At 61.2% G+C, this 25363-nt stretch carries 24 protein-coding genes, 1 pseudogene and 1 riboswitch; of the genes and pseudogenes, 10 read left to right on the top strand and 15 right to left on the bottom strand.

All coding sequences use genetic code 11. The features are described from left to right. Window positions 1-296: 296 nt before the first annotated feature. The 4 genes from GFU70_RS04645 to GFU70_RS04630 all read right to left on the bottom strand — a co-directional run bounded on the left by GFU70_RS04645 (window position 297) and on the right by GFU70_RS04630 (window position 6502). Window positions 297-1661, bottom strand: a complete 1365-nt coding sequence (locus tag GFU70_RS04645; protein WP_116643154.1) for a DUF1329 domain-containing protein — start codon at window positions 1659-1661, stop codon at window positions 297-299. A 25-nt stretch (window positions 1662-1686) separates the two neighbouring features. After that, window positions 1687-3540, bottom strand: coding sequence for a DUF1302 domain-containing protein (locus GFU70_RS04640; RefSeq protein WP_153387663.1), 1854 nt, complete (start codon window positions 3538-3540; stop codon window positions 1687-1689). A gap of 335 nt (window positions 3541-3875) precedes the next feature. Further along, window positions 3876-5558 (bottom strand): fatty acid--CoA ligase, encoded by a 1683-nt coding sequence (locus tag GFU70_RS04635; RefSeq protein ID WP_153387662.1) that lies wholly within the window; start codon window positions 5556-5558, stop codon window positions 3876-3878. Window positions 5559-5872: 314 nt separating this feature from the next. Continuing rightward, window positions 5873-6502, bottom strand: a complete 630-nt coding sequence (locus tag GFU70_RS04630) for a LysE family translocator (protein WP_058543357.1) — start codon at window positions 6500-6502, stop codon at window positions 5873-5875. Between the two features lie 168 nt (window positions 6503-6670). On the opposite strand from GFU70_RS04630, the gene GFU70_RS04625 reads away from it, so the two are divergent. The 3 genes from GFU70_RS04625 to GFU70_RS04615 all read left to right on the top strand — a co-directional run bounded on the left by GFU70_RS04625 (window position 6671) and on the right by GFU70_RS04615 (window position 9513). Continuing rightward, window positions 6671-7636 (top strand): 2-hydroxyacid dehydrogenase, encoded by a 966-nt coding sequence (locus tag GFU70_RS04625; RefSeq protein WP_058543356.1) that lies wholly within the window; start codon window positions 6671-6673, stop codon window positions 7634-7636. A 33-nt stretch (window positions 7637-7669) separates the two neighbouring features. Then, window positions 7670-8668 carry a class I SAM-dependent methyltransferase gene (locus GFU70_RS04620; protein ID WP_058543355.1) on the top strand — a complete coding sequence of 333 codons (999 nt, stop codon included), beginning with the start codon at window positions 7670-7672 and terminating at the stop codon, window positions 8666-8668. Between the two features lie 50 nt (window positions 8669-8718). Next, window positions 8719-8839, top strand: a riboswitch (yybP-ykoY riboswitch). A gap of 89 nt (window positions 8840-8928) precedes the next feature. Next, entirely contained in the window at window positions 8929-9513 is a 585-nt protein-coding gene (locus GFU70_RS04615; RefSeq protein ID WP_058543354.1) for a TMEM165/GDT1 family protein, read from the top strand. Window positions 9514-9649: 136 nt separating this feature from the next. Here GFU70_RS04615 and GFU70_RS04610 read toward each other — a convergent pair whose 3' ends face one another. Then, on the bottom strand, window positions 9650-10465 hold the full coding sequence (locus tag GFU70_RS04610; protein WP_058543353.1) for a M48 family metallopeptidase: 816 nt from the start codon (window positions 10463-10465) through the stop codon (window positions 9650-9652). 218 nt (window positions 10466-10683) lie between these two features. Between GFU70_RS04610 and GFU70_RS29015 the strand changes: the two are divergent. Together GFU70_RS29015 and GFU70_RS29010 are read left to right on the top strand one after the other, a co-directional pair. After that, a pseudogene (locus GFU70_RS29015) lies at window positions 10684-11964 on the top strand (HAMP domain-containing protein); the annotation flags it as partial. A gap of 15 nt (window positions 11965-11979) precedes the next feature. Further along, window positions 11980-12822, top strand: coding sequence for a methyl-accepting chemotaxis protein (locus tag GFU70_RS29010; protein ID WP_413468850.1), 843 nt, complete (start codon window positions 11980-11982; stop codon window positions 12820-12822). A 774-nt stretch (window positions 12823-13596) separates the two neighbouring features. Here the strand turns inward: GFU70_RS29010 and hisC are convergent. The 10 genes from hisC to GFU70_RS04555 all read right to left on the bottom strand — a co-directional run bounded on the left by hisC (window position 13597) and on the right by GFU70_RS04555 (window position 21701). Then, window positions 13597-14649: a histidinol-phosphate transaminase gene (gene hisC, locus GFU70_RS04600; protein WP_153387661.1), complete on the bottom strand. Its 1053-nt coding sequence runs from the start codon at window positions 14647-14649 to the stop codon at window positions 13597-13599. Between the two features lies 1 nt (window position 14650). Beyond that, the gene (gene hisD / locus GFU70_RS04595) at window positions 14651-16003 is read right to left on the bottom strand and encodes a histidinol dehydrogenase (protein WP_153387660.1); all 1353 of its coding nucleotides are present in this window, start codon (window positions 16001-16003) and stop codon (window positions 14651-14653) included. 123 nt (window positions 16004-16126) lie between these two features. Continuing rightward, complete coding sequence (hisG, locus tag GFU70_RS04590; protein WP_058546605.1) at window positions 16127-16762, bottom strand: ATP phosphoribosyltransferase; 636 nt, start codon at window positions 16760-16762, stop codon at window positions 16127-16129. 243 nt (window positions 16763-17005) lie between these two features. Further along, a complete protein-coding gene (murA, locus tag GFU70_RS04585) occupies window positions 17006-18271 on the bottom strand; it encodes a UDP-N-acetylglucosamine 1-carboxyvinyltransferase (protein ID WP_003197868.1) in 1266 nt (421 codons plus the stop codon). A 22-nt stretch (window positions 18272-18293) separates the two neighbouring features. Next, entirely contained in the window at window positions 18294-18533 is a 240-nt protein-coding gene (locus GFU70_RS04580; protein WP_003439919.1) for a BolA family protein, read from the bottom strand. 115 nt (window positions 18534-18648) lie between these two features. Next, window positions 18649-18954, bottom strand: a complete 306-nt coding sequence (locus GFU70_RS04575) for a lipid asymmetry maintenance protein MlaB (RefSeq protein ID WP_058546627.1) — start codon at window positions 18952-18954, stop codon at window positions 18649-18651. 8 nt (window positions 18955-18962) lie between these two features. Further along, on the bottom strand, window positions 18963-19616 hold the full coding sequence (locus tag GFU70_RS04570; protein WP_058546606.1) for a phospholipid-binding protein MlaC: 654 nt from the start codon (window positions 19614-19616) through the stop codon (window positions 18963-18965). Between the two features lie 11 nt (window positions 19617-19627). Next, a complete protein-coding gene (gene mlaD, locus GFU70_RS04565) occupies window positions 19628-20095 on the bottom strand; it encodes an outer membrane lipid asymmetry maintenance protein MlaD (RefSeq protein WP_053118499.1) in 468 nt (155 codons plus the stop codon). Continuing rightward, window positions 20095-20892 (bottom strand): lipid asymmetry maintenance ABC transporter permease subunit MlaE, encoded by a 798-nt coding sequence (mlaE, locus tag GFU70_RS04560; protein WP_058546607.1) that lies wholly within the window; start codon window positions 20890-20892, stop codon window positions 20095-20097. Before mlaE ends, mlaD begins: the two co-directional genes overlap by 1 nt. Then, a complete protein-coding gene (locus GFU70_RS04555) occupies window positions 20892-21701 on the bottom strand; it encodes an ATP-binding cassette domain-containing protein (RefSeq protein WP_058546608.1) in 810 nt (269 codons plus the stop codon). Before GFU70_RS04555 ends, mlaE begins: the two co-directional genes overlap by 1 nt. A 274-nt stretch (window positions 21702-21975) precedes the next feature. Between GFU70_RS04555 and GFU70_RS04550 the strand changes: the two genes are divergently transcribed. The 5 genes from GFU70_RS04550 to lptB are packed head-to-tail and all read left to right on the top strand — an operon-like array spanning window position 21976 to window position 25312. After that, entirely contained in the window at window positions 21976-22950 is a 975-nt protein-coding gene (locus GFU70_RS04550) for a KpsF/GutQ family sugar-phosphate isomerase (protein ID WP_153387659.1), read from the top strand. After that, a complete protein-coding gene (locus GFU70_RS04545) occupies window positions 22951-23475 on the top strand; it encodes a KdsC family phosphatase (RefSeq protein ID WP_058546610.1) in 525 nt (174 codons plus the stop codon). It abuts the gene before it with no gap. Between the two features lie 7 nt (window positions 23476-23482). Next, window positions 23483-24052: an LPS export ABC transporter periplasmic protein LptC gene (lptC, locus tag GFU70_RS04540; RefSeq protein WP_058546611.1), complete on the top strand. Its 570-nt coding sequence runs from the start codon at window positions 23483-23485 to the stop codon at window positions 24050-24052. Then, a complete protein-coding gene (gene lptA / locus GFU70_RS04535) occupies window positions 24039-24587 on the top strand; it encodes a lipopolysaccharide transport periplasmic protein LptA (protein WP_058546612.1) in 549 nt (182 codons plus the stop codon). The genes lptC and lptA overlap by 14 nt, the downstream gene beginning before the upstream one ends. Continuing rightward, on the top strand, window positions 24587-25312 hold the full coding sequence (gene lptB / locus GFU70_RS04530; RefSeq protein ID WP_018614004.1) for an LPS export ABC transporter ATP-binding protein: 726 nt from the start codon (window positions 24587-24589) through the stop codon (window positions 25310-25312). The genes lptA and lptB overlap by 1 nt, the downstream gene beginning before the upstream one ends. The last annotated feature ends 51 nt before the right edge of the window (window positions 25313-25363 follow it).

Raw genomic sequence — 25363 nt, 5'->3', positions numbered from 1 at the left:
GAGGAGGTATTGAAGGGAGTGCTACAAATGGCTACAAAAAGACTACAAGCCGATCGTCCTTGAAGGCACCGCTTTTGTGGCGAGAGGATTCATCCCCTCTCGGCTGCAGGAACTCTGTAGGAGCTGTCGAGTGCAGCGAGGCTGCGATCTTTCCCCAGACACTTGAGTCTCAAGTGAAAGATCAAAAGATCGCAACCCAGCGGAAGCAAGCTCTCTCGCCAAGGGGGCGTAAATCAAAAAAAAGCCCCGAACCAGTCGGGGCGTTTCTTCGAGGATGCGGCCTCGGGTAAAGCGGTTTAGCGGATGCCTTCCTGACGCAGTGCGTTCGGGGTGAAATCGGCGGTGGTGGCGGTAAAGCCGAAGTCGTAGGCCGATTTCTCTTCGTTCTTCATGCCCAGCGCCAGGTAGCGGCCGGATTGCAGGTCGTAGAGGGTTTCCAGGGCATACCACGGCACTTGCTTGTCGTAGTAGTTCTCGGCATGGGCCTCGGCCACTCGCCACAGTTGGCCACGGCCGTCGTAATGGTCGATCACCGCGGCTTGCCAGGTGTCTTCATCGATGAAGAAGTCACGTTTGGCGTAGATGTGGCGCTGGCCTTCCTTCAGCGTCGCGGTCACGTGCCAGACACGACGCAACTCGTAACGCGCCAGGTCCTGGTTGATGTGGCCGGCCTTGAGGATGTCGGCGTACTTGAGTTGCGGCGAATCGATCTTGTAGCTGTTGGAGGCGATGTACAGCTCTTTCTTGCCTTCCAGCTTCCAGTTGTAACGGTCCGGCGCGCCGTTGTACATGTCCAGGTTGTCGGAGGTACGCAGGCCGTCGGCGGCGGTACCCGGGCCATCGTAGGACACTTGCGGGGCACGGCGCACACGACGCTGGCCAGCGTTGTAGACCCACGCCGAACGCGGTTCCTTCACCTGGTCGAGGGTTTCGTGCACCAGCAGCACACCACCGGCCAGACGCGCCGGCGCGGTCACTTGCTGCTTGAAGTAGAACAGGATGTTGCCAGGGTTGGCCGGATCGAAATCCTTCATCTTGTCGCGGAACACGAACTGGTCGCGGAAATACACCAGGCTGTACGAACCGTTGGGCTGCGGGGTGGCCTGGGTGACCAGGCGCGTCACGCTGCCGCCGCGATAGCGGGTGATGTGGTTCCAGATGACTTCCACGCCGCTCTGGGGAATCGGAAACGGCACGGCCGTCTCGAAGTTTTCCAGGCCATTACCGCCGGAGACCAGCTTGGTGTTGACCGCGTTTTTCTTGATGGAGGCGAACACCTCGTCCGGCACGGTGGCACCGCGATGGGTCGGATAGACCGGCATCTTGAAGGTTTCCGGGTAACGCTTGAACATCGCGTACTGGCCCGGCGCGAGTTTGTCCTTGTACTGGTCGACGTTCTGCGCGGTGATGGTGAACAGCGGTTTTTCACTGGCGTACGGGTCGGCGAGGAAGCCCTTGCTGTCCACGGCACCGGCATTCTTGGCCATGGGTTTCCAGGCCGAGATCGAGCCGTCGGCATTGCCGGCCATCTCGGCGCCCATCGGCGTCAGGCTCTTGCCGAGTTTATCGGCCTCGGCCGCAGGCACTGCCGCCATGACACTGGCGGCCAGCAGGGAGAGCCCCAGAACACCGGCCTGCAACAGATTCTTTGTTATTTTCATAGTGTGTCGTCCTGAAATACGGTGCTTAGAAGGTCACGCCGACGCTGAGCGCCAGGAAGTCACGATCGTCCACAGTGCTGAAGTCGCCACCAAAGAAGTTGGTGTAGGCCAGGCTGGCGTTGTAGGTGTTCTGGTACTCGGCATCCAGCCCGAGGCTGACGGCCTTGCGGCCTTCCTCGAAGTTGCCGCCGGGGCCTGGCGAGTAACCCTTGACGTCATGGGACCAGGCCACGTTGGGCTTGAGGTTGACTCCGGCAAAGACGTCCGGGTACTCCCAGATGGCGCGCGCACGGTAGCCCCAGGAGGTGGAGGTGGTGAAGCCGTCGTTGTTGCAGTTGCTGTTCACGTCGTTGATGGTCTGGCCGCCACCTGCCGCAGTCGAGGTATTGAGCGTGTTACAGAAACCGTTTGGCAACTCACCAGGGCCGAACACCGGATCACGACCGTAGCGGGCTTCGGACTTGCTTTCCAGGCCACCGACATGGGTCACCCCGACTTCGCCCACCAGGGTCAAGCGGCTCGCGCCCATGACCTGGTCCAGGAAGTGAGTGAATGTGGTCTGGAACTGGGTGATCTCTTTACGGCGATAGCCATGCAGGTCTTGGCCCGGCGCGCCCTGGAGTACCGAAGCATTGCCAAGACCGGGAAGTGGCGTCACACCAGCGAAGAGGATATCAGTGGTACTCAGTTGAACAGGCGCGTTCGGACGGTAGCTGATTTCGCCGCTCCACGCCGTGCCGGTAGGCAGGGTCGTGGAAAAACTCAGGCCGTAGAGTCGAATGTCTTCCGGGTATTCAACGAAATAATTGGAGTTGCCCGCTACGACCAGCGGTGCCAATTGACCAAATAGAGGCGCGCTGTTGTAGACCGATTGAGGGGCACCGGTAGCACTGAAAATCGGCGCACGGCTGTGGTAGTTCATGAAGTAGGCACCGAACTCGGTGTCCAAAGGCTCGAACATGTACTTCAGGGACGCGCCCCACTGGCCGCTGTCGCGGGCATCACGGTCAGCGCCGCGGCGCACCAGCACGCCCTCCTCGTTCACATCCACGCCGTTTGCGGCCAGAAGTGGCAGGGCGAAGCCGGGGATCGTTGAGCTTTTATTCAACACCCGCAGGTTATCCGTACAGCCATCGGCAATAACATCCGGCTGGGAGAAGAACGTCCCGCAGTTATCGGTAACGGTCTGGTCCCATTCCAGTTGGTAGAAAGCTTCAGCCGATAAATTGTCAGTCAGGCTTTGGGACACATAGAACATGTTGACCGGGATCAGGCCTTCCTTGATCTCCGCACCAGGGCGACGGAACGCGGACACGTCGACCGGGTTGATGGAGTTGATGCCGCCCTGGATGAAGGTACTTTCACCCCAGCTGACCACTTGTTTGCCCAGGCGGACCGAACCTGGCTGATCGGCGATGGCGTAGTTGTGGTAGACGAATGCATCGAGAATCTGCCCGCCGGAGGATTTGGCGCCTTCCTTGCGGTTGTTGTCGCTGATGTCCTTGTACAGGCGGCTTTCGTCCTTGAGTTCGAAGTCGTACCAGTACTTGCCGCGCACGAACACGCCGGTATCGCCGTACTTCAGTTCCAGGTCATGGATGCCCTTGAAGATCTTCGAGAAGGTTTCCCCTCGCTTGAAGTTCAAGTGGCCGTCATCGGAGGTCTGCGACAAACCCTTGCCGCCATTGTTGACACCGATCAGGTCCTTGTTGGCGTTGGCCGTCGACCAGCTCGCCCCCACCGACAGGGACGAATCGAACTGGCCTTCGATTTCACCGATGTTGAAACTGACGCCGAATGCTGGGCCGGCGAGCGAAGAGGCAAGACTGACCGCCAGAGGCAGTTTTGCCCGGCGCCAGAACGTATTTGCTGTGGTCATCGACGCTACTCCATGTGCTTTATTGTTATGGCAGACAGGATTTTCAAAGAACCCCTTTCAACGGCTGGAAATGACACCTCCCGCCCTCCGTTCAAAGTCGTAGCGCACGTTTAGTACGTGCGTCCCGTTTTTGAAAATACTTACGCGGACTATAGCCAGCAGGTAGTACGGCTTGATCCCTCTAAAGTGTGATTTGCGGCCCCGACCACTCTGGAACAGTCCTTTCGCCAGGCCGACAGGTGTCGGCACGGCAAGGATGGCTGAAATTTTCGGTTTGACAAGTCAAGCGCTTGCTTGGTGGGGCTGCCGTGCCCTTTCGGGCACGGCAAAAAGGCCTAAAGCGTGGAGAGGAAGGTGCTGTTGTTGCTCTGCCATTCGGTGATGTCGACGCGGATGCGCTTCTTGTCGAGCTTGCCGACGCTGGTCTTGGGAATTTCCGTAACAAGGGCGATCTGGCTCGGGATCGCCCACTTGCTCAAGTGCCCCAGCTCGACGAACGGCTTGAGGTGTTCCTTGAGTTCGCGAGCCCCAAGCTGATGGCCTTCGCGAACCACCAGCAAGGCAAACGGCCGCTCGCCCCACTGCGGGTCGGGAATGCCGACCACTGCTACTTCGCGTACCGCCACGTGACGGCTGATGAGGTCTTCCAGGTCCAGGGAGGAGATCCATTCGCCCCCGGTCTTGATCACGTCCTTGATGCGGTCACGGATGTCGATGAAGCCCATGTTGTCCAGCGTGGCGACGTCACCGGTGTGCAGCCAGCCGCCGGCCCAGAGCTCGGCGCCCTTCTGCGGCTCGTTGAAATAGCCCTCGGTGAGCCATGGCGCGCGCAGCACCAGTTCGCCCTGGGTCTCGCCGTCGGCCGGCAGGAAGCGCCCCTCGGTGTCGACGATCGCCGCCTCCACCAGCGGGCCCGGCACGCCGGCCTTGATCCGGTAAGTGGTGCGTTCGTCTTCGCTACCGGCCATCAGTTCATCGTTGAGGTGGGCGCAGGACACCAGCGGGCCGGTTTCCGACATGCCATAGGCGGCAGTGAGCTGGATGCCCCGGGCCTTGGCCGCTTCGTACAGGCTGCGGTTCAGGGCGCTGCCGCCGATGACGATCTTCCAACCGCCAAAGTCAGTGTCCTGGGCCCCCTTGGCGTTGAGGACCATTTGCAGGATGGTCGGCACGCAATGGGAAAAGGTGACCTTTTCCTTGCGCCACAGTTGGACCAGGAACTCGGGATCGTAGCGACCCGGGTAAACCTGCTTGAGCCCGAGCATGGTCGCGACATAGGGCAGGCCCCAGGCGTGGACATGGAACATCGGCGTGATGGGCATGTACACGTCGTTGGTACCCAGCAGCCGAACGCTGTCGATAGAGCCCATGATGGTCGCCACGCCCATGGTGTGCAGCACCAGTTGCCGATGGGTGAAGTACACGCCCTTGGGGTTGCCCGTGGTGCCGGTGGTGTAGAACGTGGTGGCGACGGAGTTTTCGTCGAAATCCTGGAAGTCGTAGGTCGGGGCGGCGGCGGCGAGCAGTTGCTCGTATTCACCCACCAGGTTCGGCAGGTCGGCGGTTTTTTCCGGCAGGTCGGTCAAAAGCAGGGTCTTGTCCACCGTGGTCAGGTGCCCGGAAATCGCCTGGTACAAGCCGACGAACTCGCTGTTGACCAGCACGAAGCGGTCCTCGGCGTGGTTCATGGTGTAGAGGATCTGCTCCGGTGACAGGCGCACGTTGATGGTGTGGATCACCGCGCCGATCATCGGAATTGCGAACATGCATTCCAGGTAGCGATGGCTGTCCCAGTCCATCACCGCCACGGTATCACCGGCCTTGACCCCCGCCTCGGTCAGCACGTTGGCCAGCCGCGCGACCCGCTCTATCAGCGTCGGATAGCTGTAGCGCAACTGGTCACGGTAGATGATCTCGCGGGTTTTCTCGTAACGCGTGCCGGACATCAGCAGCCGCTTGATCAGCAGCGGGTATTGATAAGCGCCTTCGGCGGGAGGAATAACGCGAGTCTGCAACATAAGTGTCCCTTTTCTGACTGCACGGTCTTGGCTGGAAGTAAGCACTCTAGAGCGCTTATACACCGATCAAATCAGCCAAAGGAATGATTTGATCGGTGCGCCAATACTAGCCTTGAGCCATCCTCGGGACCTGCGCGCCCCCCTGTAGGAGCTGCCGAGTGCAACGAGGCTGCGATCTTTTGATCTTTCGCTTACGACTCAATTGTCAGGGGAAAGATCGCAGCCTCGTTGCACTCGACAGCTCCTACGCAGCTCCTACGCAGCTCCTACGCAGCTCCTACACAGCTTCCACACAGTTCCTACACAGAACGGGATCAGTGCGCCTCGGTAAACGCCAGCTTCACCCCAATGGCGACGAGCACGGCACCCATGGTCCGGTCGAACCAGTGGCCCATGCGTGCAAACCCGGCGCGCACCCGTTGCTGGCTGAACAGCAGCGCCACCAGGCAGAACCAGGCGGCCGTCGCAACCGCCAGGTACACGCCGTAACCGGCCTGGACGGCCAGCGGTGTGTGCGGGTTGATCACCACGGTGAACAGCGACAGGAAAAACAGCGTGGCCTTGGGGTTCAGGCCATTGGTAACGAAGCCCGAGGTGAACGCGCCGCGGGCGGTTCGCTCACCGGCCTCCTTGTGCAGGTTGTCTTCGGTGGGCTTGGCCGGTTGCGCCCGCAGAGCCTTGAAGCCGATGTACAGCAGGTACGCGGCGGCGGCCCATTTCAGCGCGTTGAACAGCACGATCGATTGCGAAACGATCAGGCCGATACCCAGCAACGAATAGCCCACATGCAGGAAAATCGCCGTGCCGACGCCCAGTGCCGTCCAGGTGCCGGCGCGCCGGCCATGAGTCACGCTTTCGCGCACCACCACGGCAAAATCCGGCCCCGGGCTGGCAACGGCCAGCAGGTGGATCAGGGCGACGGTGAGGAATTCGGTGAGGTACATGGTGGCTCCTTGGCAAGCTCAATCTCAAAGCAAACATCACTGTGTGACAAATGAATCTGTGGCGAGGGGATCATCATTAGCCCCAACATCGAGCTAGGCCACAGCTACAGCGCATCTGATAGGCTCGCCACATTACGCCTTCGGTTCTTGACATAAAAGGTACAGCTGATGACGAACACCGCCCATGCAGTTTTCCTCGACCACCCCTCCCTGGACCTCGGCGACCTGGACCTGGGCCCGCTGCGCAGCTGCTTCAGCGACCTGCAATTGTTCGCCCGGACCACGCAGGACCAGGTCATCGAACGGCTCAAGGGTGCCACCGTGGCAATCACCAACAAGATCGTGATCGATGCGCAGGCCATGGCGGCCAGCCCTGAACTGAAGCTGATCCTGATCAGCGCCACCGGCACCAACAATGTCGACCTGGCAGCCGCCCGCCGCCACGGCATCACGGTGTGCAATTGCCAGGGCTACGGCACGCCGTCGGTGGCCCAGCACACGATCATGCTGTTGCTGAACCTGGCGACGCGCCTGGCCGATTATCAAAAAGCGGTGGGTGAAGGTCGCTGGCAGCAGGCCTCGCAGTTCTGTCTGCTGGATTATCCGATTGTCGAACTCGAAGGCAAGACCCTGGGCTTGCTGGGCCACGGTGAATTGGGCAGCGCCGTCGGACGGCTGGCCGAAGCCTTTGGCATGCGCGTGCTGCTGGGGCAGATCCCCGGGCGCCCGGCCCGCCCCGACCGCTTGCCGCTGGAGCAATTGTTGCCGCAAGTCGATGCCCTGACCCTGCACTGCCCGCTCAACGAGCATACCCACAACTTCATCGGCGCCCGCGAACTGGCGCAGCTCAAGCCCGGTGCATTCGTGGTCAACACCGCCCGTGGCGGCCTGATTGACGAACAGGCCTTGGCCGAGGCCCTGCGCAGCGGTCATTTGGGGGGCGCCGCCACCGACGTGCTGAGCGTGGAGCCACCGGCCCAAGGCAACCCGCTGCTGGCCGGCGATATTCCACGGCTGATCGTCACGCCACACAACGCCTGGGGCAGCCGCGAGGCGCGGCAACGGATCGTCGGGCAAATGAGCGAAAACGCCCAGGGCTTTTTCAGCGGTACAGCGCGGCGTGTCGTCAGTTGATAAACTGCCGCACTTTTTTTCAAGGAGCAGACCATGGATCCGCGCAGTGAAGTACTGCTTCGTCAGGCCGAGTTATTCCAGGGGTCGGTGTTGTTGGCCGGCCTGCCCGCCGACGACCTGCTCGGCCGTTTGCCAGAGGCCCATGGCTGGTGCTGGCATGCCGGGGATCAGGCCGCGCTGGAGGCTCGCTTCCCCGAGCGCAGCCACTTTGGCGTGAACGTCCCCGAGCGTGGGTTCGACACGGCCGTGGTGTTCCTGCCCAAGGCCAAGGATCTGACCGACTACATCCTCAATGCCGTGGCGGCGCGCCTGGCCGGTCGCGAGGTGTACCTGGTGGGGGAAAAGCGCAGCGGCATCGAAGGCGCGTCCAAACAGCTCAACCCGTTCGGCAAGCCACGCAAGCTCGACAGCGCGCGGCATTGCCAACTGTGGCAGGTCACCGTCGCCAACGCGCCCGAGGCCACGCCCCTGGAAAGCCTGGCCCAGACCTACGAATTGCCCCTGGCCGAAGGCCCGCTGAAGGTCATCAGCCTGCCGGGGGTGTTCAGCCATGGTCGCCTGGACCGCGGCAGTGCGTTGCTGTTGGAACACCTGGATAAACTGCCCAGCGGGCATTTGCTGGACTTCGGCTGCGGTGCCGGGGTGCTGGGGGCGGTGGTCAAGCGACGTTATCCGCACAACACCGTCACCTTGTTGGACGTGGACGCATTCGCCGCCGCCAGCAGTCGCCTGACCCTGGCCGCCAACGGCCTGGAGGCCGAGGTGCTGACCGGTGACGGCATCGACGCCGCACCGATGGGCTTGAGTGCGATCCTGAGCAACCCACCGTTCCATGTCGGCGTGCACACCGATTACCACGCCACGGAAAACCTGCTGCGAAAAGCAGCCAAACATCTGAAAAACGGCGGCGAACTGCGGCTGGTTGCCAATAGCTTCCTCAAGTACCAGCCACTGATCGAGGAGCATCTGGGCGTCTGCGCAATCAAGGCCGAAGGCCAGGGCTTTCGCATCTACCGGGCCAAGCGCGGTTGAAATCTTTTAGGCAACAGCACTTGCTCTATCGGATTTGCCTAGGCAGAATCCGCTCCGTCCTAGGGGAGTAGTCTCCCGCGAGCGCCATGCTCGCCCGGCATACGTCAACATACTTGGTCAGCAGACCATGGCGTATGCGGCCCAAGCGTCCACGCAGATGGTCGCTGGGTTTGACAAGACCTATGACACGCACACCTTACCCGGGGCGGGAAGGCTGTACGTGTCATAGCCGTGTCGACCCGCCCCTTTAGGAATTCCTGATGCTGGACTCACTCCTCGTACCTACCGCCATCGTTGCGCTGGCCGAAATCGGCGACAAGACGCAATTGCTCGCGCTCATCCTGGCCGCTCGCTTTCGCAAACCCTGGCCGATCATCGCCGGCATCATTGCTGCAACACTTGCCAACCACGCAGCCGCCGGGGCAGTAGGCGCCTGGGTCAGCGGGTTTTTCTCCAACGCAATGTTGCACTGGATATTGGCGGCAAGCTTCACGGCCACGGCGCTGTGGACCCTGGTCCCGGACAAACTGGACGATGAAGAAGCCAACACGGCCCGCAAGTTCGGACCGTTCCTGACGACGTTGATTGCGTTCTTCCTGGCGGAAATCGGCGACAAGACGCAGATCGCCACGGTGATGCTCGCCGCGCAATACCCGGAGTTGTGGCTGGTGATCATTGGCACCACCGTGGGCATGTTGATTGCCAACGTGCCGGTGGTCCTGGCGGGCAATTTCGCCGCCGAGAAGCTGCCCCTGACCCTGATCCGTCGCCTGGCGGCCTCGGCGTTCTTCGTCCTGGCGATCGTGGCGGTGTACAAGGCAATGCAGAGTAGTGGGTGGGTTTGAGACCGCGTCATCGTTTATCGCGAGCAAGCTCGCTCCCACAGGGGCTGCAGGTGTTCACACGATTGTGTTCACTGCAGGTCTTTGTGGGAGCGAGCTTGCTCGCGATGAGGCCAGCCGCCTCACAGCATGACGATGCTTACTTCTTGGCCTGCTGATAAAGCGGCATCACCTTCGGAATCGCCGCCTGCAACGAAGCGATACGGCTGCTCGACGACGGGTGGGTGCTCATGAATTCCGGTGGCGCGCCTTCCGAAGCCTTGGCCATCTTGTTCCACAAGGTGATCGCCGCGTTCGGGTCGTAGCCAGCGCGGGCGGCCAGCTCGAGGCCGATCAGGTCGGCTTCGTTCTCGTTGCCGCGGCTGTTGGGCAAGGTCATGCCGTAGTTGGCGACGGTGTCGGCCAACGCCAGGCTGTCCTGGCCGAGGCCGAACAAGGCGCCAGCGCCCTGCTTGGCCATCTCGATGCCATAGGCCTTGGACATCGCTTCGCGCCCGTGCTCGCGCAGGGCGTGGGCGATTTCGTGGCCCATGATCGCGGCAATTTCAGCATCGGTCAGCTTCAACTGGTCGATCAGGCCGGTGTAGAACATGATCTTGCCGCCAGGACCGCAATTGGCGTTGAGCTCATCGCTCTTGATCAGGTTCACTTCCCAGTTCCACTGCGCCGAATCCGGGCGGAACACGGGCGCCTGGGCAATCAAGCGGTCGGCGATGACCTGGATGCGCTTGGCATCCTTGCTGGTCTTGTCCAGCACGCCTTGGGCGCTCGCCTCCCCCATCGTCTTTTGGTAGGACTGGGCGTACATCTGGTTGACCTGATCGGTCGACAGCATGCTGAACATGTATTGCTTGCGTTCCACGCCCACGGCTCCGCCGCTGGTGGTATTGACCGATTGGCAACCGGCGAGCAGCAGAGCCGCGCTCAAAGCACTCACCATCAATGTCTTGTTCATGTAAAAGAAGCTCCCTGGAAACGTGGGCGTATCCTAGGCCTTGATTTGTATCGGCGCCAGATACACAGCGAGCGATTGCAGGTTTTTCGGACAGACCTCACCCAGTCCATTTGCGACACTCACACTGCTAAAACAGTCATCCGACGAACTACCCCTCATGTCGCCCCACAGAAACGCCGATAACCGCTCCAGACGTCATTTCCGCGTCCGGAGCCTTTATGAAATTCAGATCGATCCAGTTTTCCGTGGCGGCCCTGGCCGGCGCCATCGTACTCAGCGTGGTGGCTGCCCTTGTGCTGTATGCGCTGTTTGCCGGCGCGCGCACCCAGGACATGGTGCAACAGCGAACCAAGGCGCAGTTCGAACAACTCATCGAACAACGCCTCGGTGCCCTGGCCCGCACCCAGGCCAGCCTGATCCAGCGAGAACTGGAAGCCCCGCTGCTGCTAGCCCGCGGCCTGGCCACCAGCAACGCCTTGATGGGCATGAACGGCGCGGACGGCAACCCGCAACTGAAGGTGTCCCGCGAGCAAATGATCAGCCTGTTGCGCGAGACCGTGGTGCGCAACCCGAAGATCCTCGGCGCCTACATCGCCTGGGAGCCGAACGCCATCGACCACAACGATGGCAATTATGTGAACAGCCAGGTGTTGGGCATGGAAACCAACGGGCGTTTCCTGCCGTGGTGGTTCCGTAACCAGGACGGCACCCTGGGCCTGGAAAAACTCGCCGATGTGACCGATCAGAAACTGCTCTCCACCGGCATCCGTGCCAGTGAGTACTACCTGTGCTCCCAGGACAGCAAGAAAGCCTGCGTGATCGACCCGGCGCCCTATCGCGTTGGCAGCACGATGACCATGCTCGCCTCGTTCATCGAACCGATCATGATCGATGGCAAGTTCCAGGGCATCGTCGGCGCCGATCTGTCGGTGAACTTCATCCAGGACATGCTCGTGGCCGCCGACGGCAAGTTGTACGACGGCGCCGGGGAAATGGCCTTGCTCTCCAGCAACAACCGGCTGGTGGCCTTCACCAAGGACCCGAGCAAACTCGGGGAAAAGGCCAGCGACCTGCTGGACACCAGCGAACTGGATAACCTGGCCAAGCTGGGCGTCGGCGAGGTGCGCTACGACATCGACGAAGAACACGGGCATATCGAGGTGTACATGCCGTTCGGCATCGGCGAGACCAACGCCCGCTGGACGCTGATGCTGCAACTGCCGCTGAATGCGGTCATGGCCGACCTGCAAGCGTTGCAGCAAGACCTCGACCGTCAACGCCAGGCCGATATCTTCGGCATGGCGATGGTGGGCCTGGTGATTGCCGGCATCGGTCTGCTGGTGATCTGGCTGGTGGGCCACGGCATTGCCCGGCCGCTCAAGCAAATGGTGGCGATGCTCGATGACATCGCCCAGGGCGAAGGCGACCTGACCCGTCGCCTGGTCAGCGACCGCGCCGATGAATTGGGGGCGATCGCCAGGGGCTTCAATACTTTCCTGAGCAAATTGCAGGGCATGATCACCCAGGTGGTGACCTCGGTGCAGAGCGTCAGCGATTCATCGGAACACACCGCTGATATCGCGATCCGCACCAACCAGGGCGTGCACAAGCAAATGTCGGAGATCGATCAGGTCGCCACGGCCGTGCACGAAATGACGGCCACCGCGCAGGATGTGGCCCGTAACGCGACCCAAGCCGCCCAGGCCGCCAGTCATGCAGACCAGGCCGCCAGCCAGGGCATGCAGATCGTGCGGGACACTTCCACCTCCATTGGTGCCCTCGCCGTGGAAATCGGCAAGGCGGTAAGCGTGGTACAGACCTTGGCCAAGGACAGCGAGAACATCAACGCGATCCTCACCGCCATCCGCGGGATCGCCGAGCAGACCAACCTGCTGGCCCTCAACGCGGCCATCGAAGCCGCCCGGGCCGGTGAGCAGGGCCGTGGTTTTGCGGTGGTCGCCGATGAAGTGCGCAACCTGGCGCAGAAGACGCAGCAGGCGACCGAAGAAATCCAGACGATGATCCAACAGTTGCAACAAGGCACACGGGACGTGGTGCGGGTGATGGAAGACAGCCAGCACCGCACCGACGAAAGCGTGCAGCATGCGGCGAAAGCGGCCCAGGCCCTGGAAACGATCACCCAGGCCGTGTCGGTGATCAACGACATGAACACCCAGATCGCCAGCGCCGCCGAGGAACAAAGTGCCGTGGCCGATGACATCAACCGCAATGTGATCAACATCGGGCAAGTGGCGAACGAAGTAGCCAGCGGCGCCGATGAATCCAGCGCGGCCAGCGCCGGATTGACCAAACTGGCGGAGCAGCAGCGGCGATTGATCAATCAGTTCAGGGTCTGATCCAAAGGCCCCATCGCGAGCAAGCTTTGCTCCCACAGGGGGGATTGGCGGTGGCATGCCGATCTTGCGAACACCCGAAAAAAACTGTGGGAGCTGAGCTTGCTCGCGATGGCGTCCGTTCAGCCAACCTTGAAGTGACTGACACCACGCCTTCGCGGGCAAGCCCGCTCCCACAGGGGATTGGCGGTGGCATGCCGATCTTGCGAACACCCGAAAACCCGAAAAAAAAACTGTGGGAGCTGAGCTTGCTCGCGATGGCGTCCGTTCAGCCAACCTTGAAGTGACTGACACCACGCCTTCGCGAGCAAGCCCGCTCCCACAGGGGATTGGCGGTGGCATGCCGATCTTGCGAACACCCGAAAACCCGAAAAAAAACTGTGGGAGCTGAGCTTGCTCGCGATGGCGTCCGTTCAGCCAACCTTGAAGTGACTGACACCACGCCTTCGCGGGCAAGCCCGCTCCCACAGGGGATTGGCGGTGGCATGCCGATCTTGCGAACACCCGAAAACCCGAAAAAAAACTGTGGGAGCTGAGCTTGCTCGCGATGGCGTCCGTTCAGCCAACCTTGAAGTGACTGACACCACGCCTTCGCGGGCAAACCCGCTCCCACAGGGGATTGGCGGTGGCATGCCGATCTTGCGAACACCCGAAAAAAACTGTGGGAGCAAAGCTTGCTCGCGATGGCGTCGGGTCAGCCAATCTTGAAGTGACTGATACACCGCCTTCGCGAGCAAGCTTTGCTCCCACAGACTCCCACAGGTTCAATGCAGGGGTTTAGAGTTCGCCGAGGGCTTCGATCAGCGCTTGGTTCTGCTCCGGCGTGCCGATGCTGATCCGCAGGAACTGGGCAATCCGCTCCTGCTTGAAGTGCCGCACGATCACACCCTGTTCCCGCAGTTTCGCCGCCAACCCTGCCGCATCGTGCCGGGGGTGGCGGGCGAAGATGAAGTTGGCCGCCGAGGGCAAGACTTCAAAGCCCTTGGCCTGCAGTTGGGCCACGACCCATTCACGGTGCTCGATGACCAACCGGCAGGTCCGATCGAAGTGCTCGCGATCATCGAACGCCGCTGCGCCGCCGACATTCGCCAAGCGATCAAGTGGGTAGGAGTTGAAGCTGTTCTTGATCCGCTCCAGCGCTTCGATCAGGTCCGGATGCCCCACCGCCAGGCCCACGCGCAGCCCCGCCAGCGAGCGGGACTTGGACAGGGTCTGGGTCACCAGCAGGTTCGGATAGCGATCCACCAGGCTGATGGCCGTCTCGCCGCCGAAGTCGATATAGGCCTCGTCGACCACCACCACCGAATCCGGGCTGGCCTTGAGGATCTGCTCGACCGCTTCCAGCGCCAGCAGGCAGCCGGTCGGCGCGTTCGGGTTGGGGAAAATGATCCCGCCGTTCGGCTTGGCATAGTCCGCCGGGTCGACCCGGAACTGCTCATCCAGCGGCACCGCATCGAACTGGATGCCGTACAACCCGCAGTACACGGGATAGAAGCTGTAGCTGATGTCCGGGAACAACAGCGGCTGGTCGTGCTGCAACAGGCCGTGAAAAATATGCGCCAGTACTTCATCCGAGCCATTGCCCAGGAACACCTGGTTGCTCTGCACGCCGTAATAGCGGGCCACGGCGTTTTTCAGCAGGTCGCTGTTGGGATCCGGATACAGGCGCAGATTGTCGTTGAGCTCGGTCTGCATCGCCGCCAGGGCCTTGGGCGATGGGCCGTAGGGGTTCTCGTTGGTGTTGAGCTTGACCAGGCGCGTCAGCTTCGGCTGTTCACCCGGCACGTAGGGCACCAGGTTCTTGACGAACGGGCTCCAGAATTTACTCATTTCAGTTCCCCTGCCGTTCAACGGATGGCTCGTCAATGGATGGCTCATCAAGAATGCGGTACTCGGCACTGCGCGCGTGGGCGCTCAGCGATTCGCCGCGAGCCAGCACCGAAGCGGTCTTGCCCAGTTCGGAGGCACCCTGCTTGGAGCAGAAGATGATCGACGACCGTTTCTGGAAGTCATACACCCCCAGCGGCGACGAGAAGCGCGCGGTGCCGGAAGTCGGCAGCACGTGGTTGGGGCCTGCGCAATAGTCACCCAGGGCCTCGCTGGTGTGGCGCCCCATGAAAATCGCACCGGCGTGACGGATCTGCGGCAACCAGGCCTGCGGATCGGCGACCGACAACTCCAGGTGTTCCGGTGCGATGCGGTTGGCGACTTCGATGGCCTGGGCCATGTCATCGACCTTGATCAGCGCCCCACGACCATTGATCGAGGTGTTGATGATCTCGGCGCGGTCCATGGTCGGCAGCAGCTTGTCGATGCTGGCGGCGACCTTGTCGAGGAACTCGGCGTCCGGGCTGACCAGGATCGCCTGGGCGTCTTCGTCGTGCTCGGCCTGGGAAAACAGGTCCATGGCGATCCAGTCCGGGTCGGTCTGGCCGTCGCACACCACGAGAATTTCCGACGGGCCGGCGATCATGTCGATGCCGACCTGGCCAAACACGTGGCGCTTGGCGGTGGCGACATAGATATTGCCCGGCCCGACCACCTTGTCGACCCGCGGCACGCTTTCGGTGCCATAGGCCAACGCAGCCACGGCCTGGGCACCGCCGATGGTGAACACCCGGTCCACGCCAGCGATGCAGGCGGCGGCCAACACCAGTTCGTTGATTTCACCGCGCGGAGTCGGGACGACCATGACCACTTCGGTCACGCCGGCGACCTTGGCCGGAATCGCGTTCATCAGCACCGAGGACGGATAGGACGCTTTGCCGCCCGGCACGTACAGGCCGGCACGGTCCAGCGGCGTGACCTTCTGGCCCAGCACGGTGCCGTCGGCTTCGGTGTAGCTCCAGGAGTCCTGTTTCTGCCTTTCGTGATAGTCGCGCACCCGGGATGCGGCTTTCTCCAGGGCTTCGCGCTGGGGCACGGTGATCCGGGTCAGGGCCAGTTCCAGGCGCTCGCGCGGCAGGATCAGGTCGGCCATGGACGCCACTTGCAGGCCGTCGAATTTCTGGGTGAACTCCACCAGGGCGGCATCGCCACGCTCGCGCACGGCCTTGATGATGTCCAGCACCCGCTGATTGACCGAGTCGTCAGACACGCTTTCCCAGCTCAGCAGATGATCCAGATGATGTGCGAAATCCGGGTCGGCAGCGTTGAGTCGGCGAATCGAAGTGGGAGCGGTCATAGCGAGGGCCTCATTAATGGCAAATGCTCAGGCGCCCTAAGCTACCAGTCCATTCGCGTGGGCACCTGAGAAAATTGGCTATGACACGGATAGACGGGCGCGACTCAAGGTCGCGCAGGTGAATCAGCCGCGGTGTCGCGATTCCACTGCCTTGCGCAGGGTATCGATCAGAGCCTGGATACGGGCGTGCTGCATTTTCATCGAAGCCTTGTTGACGATCAGCCGGGAGGTGATGTCAGCGATGAAGTCCTGGGGTTCCAGACCGTTGGCCCGCAGGGTGTTGCCGGTGTCGACCACGTCGATGATCTTGTCCGCCAGGCCGATCAGTGGCGCCAGCTCCATCGAACCGTACAACTTGATGATATCGACCTGACGGCCCTGCTCGGCGTAATAACGCTTGGCAATGTTGACGAACTTGGTCGCCACGCGCAAACGCCCCTTGGGCTGCGGCGCGCCGACTTTACCGGCGGTCATCAGCTTGCAGCGGGCGATCTGCAGATCCAGGGGTTCGTACAGGCCCTGGCCACCGTATTCCATCAGCACGTCCTTGCCGGCAACGCCCAGGTCGGCGGCGCCATGTTCCACGTAGGTCGGCACATCGGTGGCACGCACGATCAGCAAGCGCACATCGGCCTGGGTCGTGGGGATGATCAGCTTGCGGCTCTTGTCCGGATTCTCGGTCGGCACGATGCCCGCTTCAGCCAGAAGCGGCAGGGTGTCGTCAAGGATGCGGCCCTTGGACAGTGCGATGGTCAACATGGGAAACGTCAGTCCTTATCAAGGTACTCATGCCCGGTCGCAAGCGGCGCCGGACACACATCGAGGGTGCAAACACCCTCGACCTGAAACGAAATCAACGGGCACGTCCTTGTGCCCACGGAAAGTGCCTGCGCGACGATCATACTGCGTTGAAAACAGGCTCGGAATGCTCATTGACAACCAGTCAACTCCGCTTCCTCGCCTGTTTTCGCCTTGCCTGATCGCCGCGCAGTCACTTTCCAATTAGCCCGGTACGCGGCGGATCTTGGCGCCGAGCATCTGCAGTTTTTCTTCGATGCACTCATAGCCACGGTCGATGTGGTAGATGCGATCGATCAGGGTGTCGCCTTCGGCAACCAGGGCCGAGATCACCAGGCTGGCCGAGGCCCGCAGGTCGGTGGCCATCACTGGCGCGCCCTTGAGCTTCTCGGTACCGGTCACAATGGCGGTGTTGCCTTCGACCTGGATCTTGGCGCCCATGCGGTGCAATTCGTACACGTGCATGAAACGGTTTTCGAAGATTGTCTCGATCACCGCGCCAGTGCCTTCGGCAATGGCGTTGAGGGAGATGAACTGCGCCTGCATGTCGGTCGGGAATGCCGGGTACGGAGCAGTCCGCACGTTGACGGCTTTTGGCCGCTTGCCGTGCATGTTCACTTCGATCCAGTCTTCGCCGCAGGTGACTTCGGCACCGGCTTCCTTGAGTTTCTCCAGGACGGCTTCAAGGATGGTCGGGTCGGTGTCCTTGACCTTGACGCGGCCACCGGTGACAGCAGCGGCCACCAGGTAGGTGCCGGTTTCGATCCGGTCCGGCATCACTTTGTAGGTGGCCGAATGCAGACGCTCGACGCCATCGATGGTGATGGTGTCGGTGCCGGCGCCGCTGATCTTGGCGCCCATGGCGATCAGGAAGTTCGCCAGGTCGACCACTTCAGGCTCGCGCGCGGCGTTTTGCAGCACGCTGCGGCCCTTGGCCAGTGCGGCGGCCATCATGATGTTCTCGGTACCGGTCACGCTGACGGTATCGAAGAAGAAGTGTGCGCCGCGCAAGCCGCCTTCCGGCGCCTTGGCCTTGATGTAGCCGCCTTCGACGTCGATCACCGCGCCCATGGCTTCCAGGCCGCGAATGTGCAGGTCCACCGGACGCGAGCCGATGGCGCAACCGCCAGGCAAGGCGACTTCGGCTTCACCGAAACGGGCGACCATCGGGCCCAATACCAGGATCGACGCACGCATGGTCTTCACCAGTTCGTACGGGGCGACCAGGGTCTTGATGGTGCGCGGGTCGATCTCGACGCTGAGCTTCTCGTCGATCACCGGCTCGATGCCCATGCGGCCGAACAGCTCGATCATCGTGGTGATGTCGTGCAGGTGCGGCAGGTTGGCCACGGTCACCGGGCCATCGCACAGCAGGGTCGCGGCCAGGATCGGCAGGGCGGAGTTCTTTGCCCCGGAAATACGGATTTCGCCATCAAGACGAACGCCGCCGGTAATAATCAGTTTATCCATAAGAATCTCGAGGCCCTTGGGCTCAGGTGCGCTCGGCCCAGGCCGCGCTGCTGAAAAATTTCATCGTGACCGCGTGGATGCTGCCATCGGCGATCCATGGGTTCAAATGGGCATAGATGCTCTGCTGACGCTTCACTGGGCTCAACGCCACCAGTTCATCGCTGATCACGTTCAACTGGAAGTTGCAGCCTTCGCCTTCAACTTCCACCTGCGTACCAGGCAGCTTTCCTTCTAGGAAGCTCTTCACTTCTACAGCCTGCATGCTCAACCTCAATCGGCGCCCTGTGCGCGCGGGTCGCACATCATACAAAAAAGCCCCGCGCCTGCGAACCCCGCGAAACAGGACTCTGACGGGGGGACTTTTCCAACGATGTGGATCAGGGGTGCGCCAACAACTCGGTCAATTCGCTGACCTGGGCTATTTCGCGCATGTCTTCGGGCATCCCACGGATGCTCCACGTTTTGCCGGCAGCCTTGGCGTCCCGCATGAAGCACAGCAGCAGCGACAGGCCGACGCTGCTGGACTTCTGCACCGCCGAGCAGTCAATGACCACTTCGGCGGCGCTGACGGACTCGATCAGCGCCTGGCCCTGCTTGCGCAGAGCCGGGCCGGTGCGGTAATCCAGCACGCCACTGAGCATCAGCACGCCAGCCTCATCCAGACGAACGGCCGATTCACTCACCGACTCGATCATTGTGCCTGCTTCTCTTTGGCTTCTTCGGCCACGTCCTTGGCCTTGGCGACCTCACCGGCCCAACCGTTGATGGTCTTGTCCAGGTCGTTGCCATTGCGCTGCATCGCGTCGGAGAACTGATCACGGAACAGCTTGCCGATGTTGATGCCATTGATGATCACGTTGCGCACCTTCCACTCGCCGTTGATTTTCTCGAGTGTGTAGGAAACAGGGTAGATCGCGCCGTTGTTGCCCTTGACCTGCATGTCAACGCTGGTGCGATTGCCGTTTTCATCCTTGGCCGGCGAAACGGTAATGCCCTGGTTGTTGTACTCAAGCAAGGCGTTGCCATAGAACTGCATCAGGCTGCGCTTGAAGTTCTCCTGGAAGCGAGTCATCTGCGCCGGGGTTGCCTTGCGCGAATACTTGACGGTCATGATGCTCCTGGAGATGCCGTCGGCGTCGACCACGGGGCCGACGATGCCGTTCAGTGCGTCATAGAACGCGCTTGGGTCCTGCTTGTATTTCTCTTTGTTGGCGGCAAGGTCCGCCAACAACCGGGTCGTCGTGTCCTGGATGATGTCATGGGCCGAAGGCGCAGCCATGGCGTTAGCCATCAACGGCAGCGCCGCGAGCAACACCAACAGGCCACGTCGCAAGATAGAGATCATTCAAAAGCTCCTCATTTGGCGTCTTTGCTAACGGTATTGAGCAGGAATTTACCGATCAGGTCCTCGAGCACCAGGGACGATTGCGTGTCGTGGATGACGCCACCATCCTTGAGCACGGCGTCTTCCCCGCCCACGCTGATGCCAATGTATTTCTCACCCAGCAGCCCAGCGGTGAGGATAGATGCAGTGGAATCAGTCGGCAGGTTGTCCACGCGCTTTTCCAACTGCAGCGTCACTCGACCGGTGAAATCCTCGCGATTCAGATCGATTGCCGTGACCTTGCCGATGGTGACACCGGCCATGGTCACTTTGGCTCTGACCGTCAAACCGGCGATATTGTCAAAGTTGGCATAAAGTTTATAAGTATCGGTGCTAGCCGTCGGTGCCAGTCCACTGACCCGCAGGGCCAGCAGCAGCAAAGCCAGGATGCCAGCCAGCAAGAAAAGGCCGACACCGATTTCCAGGGTGCGGTTTTGCATCAGAAATCTCCAAACATCAAGGCGGTCAGAATAAAGTCAAGGCCCAGGACCGCCAGCGAGGCGTACACCACGGTCTTGGTTGTGGCACGGCTGATCCCCTCTGACGTGGGCTCACAGTCATAGCCTTGGAACACAGCGATCCAGGTCACCACGAAAGCGAATACGGCACTTTTGATAACGCCGTTGAGCACGTCGTCGAGAAAATCGACGCTGTTCTGCATGTTTGACCAGTAGGAACCCTCATAGACCCCCAGCCAGTCTACTGCCACCCACGAGCCGCCCCAGATCCCCACGACGCTGAAAATGATCGCCAGCACCGGCAGGGAAATGAAACCGGCCCACAGGCGCGGGGCAATGATGTATTTGAGTGGGTCGACGCCGATCATTTCCAGGCTGGACAATTGTTCGGTGGACTTCATGTTGCCGATTTCGGCCGTCAGCGCCGAACCGGCACGCCCGGCAAACAGCAGCGCCGTGACCACGGGGCCGAGCTCACGCAACAGCGTCAGCGCAACCATCTGCCCGACCGCCTGCTCCGAACCGTAGCTGGACAAGATGTTGAACCCTTGCAGCGCCAGGACCATGCCGATGAAGATCCCGGAGACCACGATGATCACAAGGGACATCACGCCCACCGAGTGCAACTGCTTGACCAGCAGGCTAAAACCACCACCCGTCGAGTTGCGCCCAAGCAGGGCATGCATCAGAAACAGCGAGGAACGGCCCAGCACTGCCACCACATCGATACCGGAGCGGCCAAACAGGCGAATTCTTTCCAATAGTGATTTCTTGCGCATCAGCGCTTCCCCAGCAGATCGGTACGGTAATCCGTGGCCGGAAAATGGAACTCCACCGGCCCGTCCGGATCACCCTTCATGAATTGGCGAATGCGCGGATTGTCCGAATCCATCAGTTCCTGGGGCGTACCCTGCCCCAGCACCTGGGTATCACCGACTACATAGATGTAGTCGGCAATGCTGGCGGTTTCGGCCAGGTCGTGGGAGACCACGATGCTGGTGATGCCCAGCGCATCGTTGAGCAGGCGGATCAGGCGCACGAGTACACCCATGGCGATCGGGTCCTGCCCGACGAAGGGTTCGTCGTACATGAGGATCTTCGGATCGAGGGCAATCGCCCGCGCCAACGCGACCCGGCGTTTCATGCCGCCGGACAGCTCGTCGGGCATCAGGTCCAGGGCGCCTCGCAGCCCGACGGCCTGCAACTTGAGCAGGACGATGTCGCGGATCATCTCTTCCGGCAGCTCGGTATGGACCCGCAACGGGAACGCCACGTTCTCGAACACGTCGAGATCGGTAAACAGCGCGCCACTCTGGAACAGCACGCCCATGTGCTTGCGCGCATCGAACAGGTCGCTGCGAGACAACTCGGGAAGATTCTGACCATTGACCCAGACTTCGCCGGCGCTGGGGCGCAATTGTGCCCCAATCAGCCGCAGCAGCGTGGTCTTGCCACACCCGGAAGGCCCCATGATGCCAGTGACCTTGCCGCGTGGAATGCGAATATCGATGTCATTGAAAATGCTGCGCGTCCCTCGCTTGAAGGACAGTCCCTTCAGCTCGACCGCGTAGGCGTTGTCGGCACTCATCTAAACTCCTTGCGATGCAGCCTCACATTCGAATGCCCTGGGCGGTCGACAAGCGCCGGTACCGCCGGGCACGCGAACCGGCGGCGAACTATATCACTGCAACAGCCAAGCGCCCAAGGCCAACGCCCCGCCTGTTAAGTGTGGCTTAAGGTAAAAAGCCACATTTTATGTCGAACCTTGCAGCCCCTCGAACAAAGCATGACGAACTTACGTGAGGGAATTGTTCATTGCCGCTATAATCGCCGCCTTTTCATCGGGCTATACGATTTCTGACATGAGCCAATCCAGCGACCTGATTCAATCGGCACAACGTACCATCCGCCTCGAGCTCGAAGCCGTACAAGGCTTGGTGCCCCATATCGACGCTGATTTCGTACGCGCCTGCGAGATGATTCTGGCCAGCAAAGGCCGCGTGGTCGTGGTCGGCATGGGCAAGTCCGGGCACATCGGCAACAAGATCGCCGCCACCCTCGCCAGCACCGGCACCACGGCCTTTTTTGTCCATCCGGCCGAAGCCAGCCACGGAGACATGGGCATGATCACCCGGGACGATGTCATCCTGGCCCTGTCCAACTCCGGCTCCACCAATGAGATCATCACGCTGCTGCCGCTGATCAAGCGCCTGGGCATCCAGTTGATCAGCATGACCGGCAACCCGGACTCGCCGCTGGCCAAGGCCGCCGAAGTGAACCTCAATGTTCATGTCGAACACGAAGCCTGCCCGCTGAACCTGGCACCGACCTCTTCCACTACCGCTGCCCTGGTCATGGGCGACGCCCTGGCCGTGGCGCTGCTGGAAGCCCGGGGCTTCACCGCGGAAGACTTCGCCTTTTCCCATCCCGGTGGCGCCCTCGGCCGTCGCCTGCTGCTGAAAGTCGAAAACGTGATGCACGCCGGCCAAGAGTTGCCGCAAGTGTTGCGCGGCACGCTGCTCAAGGACGCGCTCATGGAGATGACCCGCAAGGGGCTGGGCATGACGGTGGTCCTGGAAGCCGACGGCAAGCTCGCCGGGATCTTCACCGACGGCGACCTGCGCCGCACCCTGGACCGCACCATCGACATCCACAGTGCCACCATCGAGCAAGTCATGACGCCCCACGGCAAGACCGCCCGCGCCGAGATGCTCGCCGCCGAGGCCCTGAAAATCATGGAAGACCACAAGATCAGCGCCCTGGTGGTCGTCGACGACGAGGACCGTCCGGTGGGCGCCCTGAATATGCACGATTTGCTGCGTGCGGGAGTCATGTAAATGAACACAGAACTGTTGCAACGCGGCCAGGCCATCAAGCTGGCGGTGTTCGATGTCGACGGCGTGCTGACCGACGGTCGCCTGTACTTCCTTGAAGACGGCAGCGAGTTCAAGACGTTCAACACCCTCGACGGCCAAGGCATCAAGATGCTGATGGCCGCCGGCGTGCAGACCGCCATCATCAGCGGTCGCAAGACCCCGGTGGTCGAGCGACGCGCGAAGAACCTCGGCATCCCGCACCTTTACCAGGGGCGCGAAGACAAACTGGTGGTGCTGGACGAGCTTCTGGGCCAACTCAACCTAAGCTATGAACAGGTGGCCTACCTCGGTGACGACCTGCCAGACCTGCCGGTGATTCGCCGGGTAGGCCTGGGCATGGCAGTCGCCAACGCGGCCAGCTTCGTGCGCGAGCATGCCCACGGCGTCACCACGGCGCGAGGCGGCGAAGGTGCGGCCCGCGAATTCTGTGAACTGATCCTGCGCGCCCAGGGCCGCCTCGAAGCGGCCAACGCCGCGTACCTGTGAGCCATTTATGCTGAGCAAGAAGATTCGCACCATCGTGGTGTTCGGCTGTATCGCGGCGATTTTCGCTGCGGTGGGCTACTGGAACATCAGCCCCGAACGGTTTCTCGACCGACCCGCGACCCAGATCGAGGAAAAGATCGACTGGTACGCGACCAACACGCATACCCTGCAGTACCTGCCCGACGGCAAAGTGCAATATGAGATGACGTCCGACAAGGTCGACCACGTAAAGGCCACTGACATTACGCTGGTCACCAAGCCCGACCTGAACATGTTCCGCGGCACCGAGTTTCCGTGGCATGTGCAGAGCGAGCACGCCGAAGTCAATTCCGGCGGCACCGAAGTGGAACTGATCGACTCGGTGCGCATCGCCCGAACCGACGAGAAAAACCGTACGACCATCATCACCAGCACGCGCATGACCGTGTTCCCACAGCAAGAATATGCGCAGACCGAGCAACCCGTTAGAATCGACGGCGCCGGGGGTGTGTCGACCGGCACGGGAATGAAAGCGTATTTGAAGGAAAGCAGGATACACCTGCTATCGAACGTAAGAGGACAGTATGAAGCTCGCTAAAACCCTCCCTATTTTGCTCAGTCTGGGCGCAGCACTGGGAAGCGCGAGCGCCTGGGCTCTTCCCGACGACCGCAACCAACCTATCCGCATCCAGGCCGACGATGCCCAGCTCGACGACAAGAAAGGTGTCGCCACCTACACAGGTGACGTGATCATCACCCAGGGCTCGATGAAGGTCACCGGCAATACCGTGACCATCACCCGCACCCCGGCCGGCGACATCGACGTGGTGACCTCGGTGGGCAACCTGGCCTATTTCGAGCAGTTGCAAACTGCCGGCGATACCAAGCCTGTGCAGGGCTACGGGGTCACCATCCAGTACCACGCCTCCAAGGATCGCGTGGTCCTGATCGACCGCGCCAAGGTCATCGACAAGGACAACAACATCACCCAGGGCGAGAAAATCGTCTACGACACAGTCAAGAAGCTGGCAAGCGCCGGTCGCGCCACCGGCAGCAAGGTGACCGAGTCGCGTCCGCGGATCGACATGGTGATCCAACCGAAAAAGAAAACCGACGAGCAGAAGGCCCAGTAATGGCAACTCTGAAAGCTCAGCATCTGGCCAAGAGCTACAAGAGCCGTCAAGTCGTGCGTGATGTCAGCCTGTCCATCGACAGCGGCCAGATCGTCGGCCTGCTCGGCCCCAACGGCGCGGGCAAGACCACTTGCTTCTACATGATCGTCGGCCTGGTCCAGGCCGACCAGGGTCGCGTACTGATCGACGACCTGGATGTCAGCCACCAGCCGATGCACGGCCGGGCGAAGGCAGGTATCGGCTATTTGCCGCAAGAAGCGTCGATCTTCCGCAAACTGTCGGTTGCCGACAACATCATGGCGATCCTCGAGACCCGCAAGGAACTCGACAAGGCCGGTCGTCGCCAGGAATTGGAAAGCCTGCTGCAGGAATTCCACATCAGCCACATTCGCGACAACCTGGGCATGAGCCTGTCCGGGGGCGAGCGGCGCCGCGTGGAAATCGCCCGCGCCCTGGCCACCGCACCGAAGTTCATCCTGCTCGACGAACCGTTCGCCGGCGTGGACCCCATCTCGGTGGGCGACATCAAGCAGATCATCCATCACCTCAAGGCCAAGGGGATCGGCGTGCTGATCACCGACCACAACGTGCGCGAGACGCTGGATATCTGCGAAACCGCCTACATTGTCAATGACGGCCAGCTGATCGCCGAAGGCGACTCCGCAGCGATCCTGGCCAATGACCTGGTCAAGGAAGTGTATCTGGGCCATGAGTTCCGCCTGTAAGCCAAAGTGTCTGGCGAATCGTTAGAGCGTCGTTTCATTTTATTATGGCGA

The organism is Pseudomonas brassicacearum (genome assembly GCF_009601685.2).
Lineage (GTDB): Bacteria > Pseudomonadota > Gammaproteobacteria > Pseudomonadales > Pseudomonadaceae > Aquipseudomonas > Aquipseudomonas kilonensis_B.
Note: the sequence above shows the minus strand (reverse complement) of the source record. Positions and strands in the feature narration are given on the sequence as shown.

Excerpts from the sequence above, each read along its gene's own strand:
- hisC (WP_153387661.1), bottom strand. The coding sequence starts at position 14,649 with ATGAGTAAATTCTGGAGCCCGTTCGTCAAGAACCTGGTGCCCTACGTG.
- GFU70_RS04610 (WP_058543353.1), bottom strand. The coding sequence starts at position 10,465 with ATGAACAAGACATTGATGGTGAGTGCTTTGAGCGCGGCTCTGCTGCTC.
- mlaE (WP_058546607.1), bottom strand. The coding sequence starts at position 20,892 with ATGCGCAAGAAATCACTATTGGAAAGAATTCGCCTGTTTGGCCGCTCC.
- GFU70_RS04645 (WP_116643154.1), bottom strand. The coding sequence starts at position 1,661 with ATGAAAATAACAAAGAATCTGTTGCAGGCCGGTGTTCTGGGGCTCTCC.
- GFU70_RS04550 (WP_153387659.1), top strand. The coding sequence starts at position 21,976 with ATGAGCCAATCCAGCGACCTGATTCAATCGGCACAACGTACCATCCGC.
- GFU70_RS04580 (WP_003439919.1), bottom strand. The coding sequence starts at position 18,533 with ATGCAGGCTGTAGAAGTGAAGAGCTTCCTAGAAGGAAAGCTGCCTGGT.
- lptB (WP_018614004.1), top strand. The coding sequence starts at position 24,587 with ATGGCAACTCTGAAAGCTCAGCATCTGGCCAAGAGCTACAAGAGCCGT.
- GFU70_RS04640 (WP_153387663.1), bottom strand. The coding sequence starts at position 3,540 with ATGACCACAGCAAATACGTTCTGGCGCCGGGCAAAACTGCCTCTGGCG.
- GFU70_RS04630 (WP_058543357.1), bottom strand. The coding sequence starts at position 6,502 with ATGTACCTCACCGAATTCCTCACCGTCGCCCTGATCCACCTGCTGGCC.
- GFU70_RS04620 (WP_058543355.1), top strand. The coding sequence starts at position 7,670 with ATGGATCCGCGCAGTGAAGTACTGCTTCGTCAGGCCGAGTTATTCCAG.
- murA (WP_003197868.1), bottom strand. The coding sequence starts at position 18,271 with ATGGATAAACTGATTATTACCGGCGGCGTTCGTCTTGATGGCGAAATC.
- lptC (WP_058546611.1), top strand. The coding sequence starts at position 23,483 with ATGCTGAGCAAGAAGATTCGCACCATCGTGGTGTTCGGCTGTATCGCG.
- GFU70_RS04625 (WP_058543356.1), top strand. The coding sequence starts at position 6,671 with ATGACGAACACCGCCCATGCAGTTTTCCTCGACCACCCCTCCCTGGAC.
- GFU70_RS04570 (WP_058546606.1), bottom strand. The coding sequence starts at position 19,616 with ATGATCTCTATCTTGCGACGTGGCCTGTTGGTGTTGCTCGCGGCGCTG.
- GFU70_RS04545 (WP_058546610.1), top strand. The coding sequence starts at position 22,951 with ATGAACACAGAACTGTTGCAACGCGGCCAGGCCATCAAGCTGGCGGTG.
- lptA (WP_058546612.1), top strand. The coding sequence starts at position 24,039 with ATGAAGCTCGCTAAAACCCTCCCTATTTTGCTCAGTCTGGGCGCAGCA.
- GFU70_RS04615 (WP_058543354.1), top strand. The coding sequence starts at position 8,929 with ATGCTGGACTCACTCCTCGTACCTACCGCCATCGTTGCGCTGGCCGAA.
- hisD (WP_153387660.1), bottom strand. The coding sequence starts at position 16,003 with ATGACCGCTCCCACTTCGATTCGCCGACTCAACGCTGCCGACCCGGAT.
- hisG (WP_058546605.1), bottom strand. The coding sequence starts at position 16,762 with ATGTTGACCATCGCACTGTCCAAGGGCCGCATCCTTGACGACACCCTG.
- GFU70_RS04635 (WP_153387662.1), bottom strand. The coding sequence starts at position 5,558 with ATGTTGCAGACTCGCGTTATTCCTCCCGCCGAAGGCGCTTATCAATAC.
- GFU70_RS04555 (WP_058546608.1), bottom strand. The coding sequence starts at position 21,701 with ATGAGTGCCGACAACGCCTACGCGGTCGAGCTGAAGGGACTGTCCTTC.
- mlaD (WP_053118499.1), bottom strand. The coding sequence starts at position 20,095 with ATGCAAAACCGCACCCTGGAAATCGGTGTCGGCCTTTTCTTGCTGGCT.
- GFU70_RS29010 (WP_413468850.1), top strand. The coding sequence starts at position 11,980 with ATGATCACCCAGGTGGTGACCTCGGTGCAGAGCGTCAGCGATTCATCG.